The 943-nt window shown below is 48.7% G+C and carries 8 tRNA genes; all 8 read left to right on the forward strand.

Features of this window, described 5'->3' with window-relative positions:
- The first annotated feature begins 18 nt into the window (after positions 1-18).
- Positions 19-91, forward strand: a tRNA-Asp gene (locus I1A59_RS09355).
- 147 nt (positions 92-238) lie between these two features.
- Positions 239-311 (forward strand) — tRNA-Lys (locus I1A59_RS09360).
- Between the two features lie 3 nt (positions 312-314).
- Positions 315-396: transfer RNA gene (locus tag I1A59_RS09365), tRNA-Leu, on the forward strand.
- A 13-nt stretch (positions 397-409) separates the two neighbouring features.
- Positions 410-482 (forward strand) — tRNA-Thr (locus I1A59_RS09370).
- Between the two features lie 11 nt (positions 483-493).
- Positions 494-565, forward strand: a tRNA-Gly gene (locus I1A59_RS09375).
- A gap of 5 nt (positions 566-570) precedes the next feature.
- Positions 571-656: transfer RNA gene (locus I1A59_RS09380), tRNA-Leu, on the forward strand.
- A gap of 5 nt (positions 657-661) precedes the next feature.
- Positions 662-735, forward strand: a tRNA-Arg gene (locus I1A59_RS09385).
- 134 nt (positions 736-869) lie between these two features.
- A tRNA-Pro gene (locus I1A59_RS09390) sits at positions 870-943 on the forward strand.

Raw genomic sequence — 943 nt, forward strand, 5'->3', positions numbered from 1 at the left:
CCATAGTACGAAAGTACAGGTCCCGTAGTGTAGCGGTTATCACGTCGCCCTGTCACGGCGAAGATCGCGGGTTCGATTCCCGTCGGGACCGTTCAAAATGTACAGTGTACATTTTGAATGTATATATAAAGCAAACGAAAGTTTGCGCCAAAAAATGTACAGTGTACATTTTGAATGTATAAAAATGAAACAAGCATAAGCTTGTGACCTATAAACCAGTATTGCAGAATAGGGAACAGACTCGTTAGCTCAGTTGGTAGAGCAATTGACTTTTAATCAATGGGTCGCTGGTTCGAGCCCAGCACGGGTCATATGCGGGTTTGGCGGAATTGGCAGACGCACCAGATTTAGGATCTGGCGCTTTCGGGCGTGGGGGTTCAAGTCCCTTAACCCGCATTAAGTATCATAGGCCGGCTTAGCTCAGTTGGTAGAGCATCTGATTTGTAATCAGAGGGTCGCGTGTTCAAGTCATGTAGCCGGCATTAAGAGGATTGCGAACGTAGTTCAGTGGTAGAACACCACCTTGCCAAGGTGGGGGTCGCGGGTTCGAATCCCGTCGTTCGCTTTGGCGCCGGGGTGGCGGAACTGGCAGACGCACAGGACTTAAAATCCTGCGATCGTTACTGATCGTACCGGTTCGATTCCGGTCCTCGGCAAATGAGCACCCTTAGCTCAACTGGATAGAGTACCTGACTACGAATCAGGCGGTTAGAGGTTCGACTCCTCTAGGGTGCATGTAAACAATAATACGGGAAGTAGCTCGGATTGGTAGAGCTCAAAGCTTAGCTTTGAGGTTGAGGATGAGGATTTGCGAAGCAAATCTACTTAGCAAGTACTCTACAGCTGAGATACAACCGAATTTATAGTTACGGGAAGTAGCTCAGCTTGGTAGAGTACTTGGTTTGGGACCAAGGTGTCGCAGGTTCGAATCCTGTCTTCCCGA

The organism is Streptococcus sp. NLN76, assembly GCF_015686645.1.
GTDB lineage: Bacteria > Bacillota > Bacilli > Lactobacillales > Streptococcaceae > Streptococcus.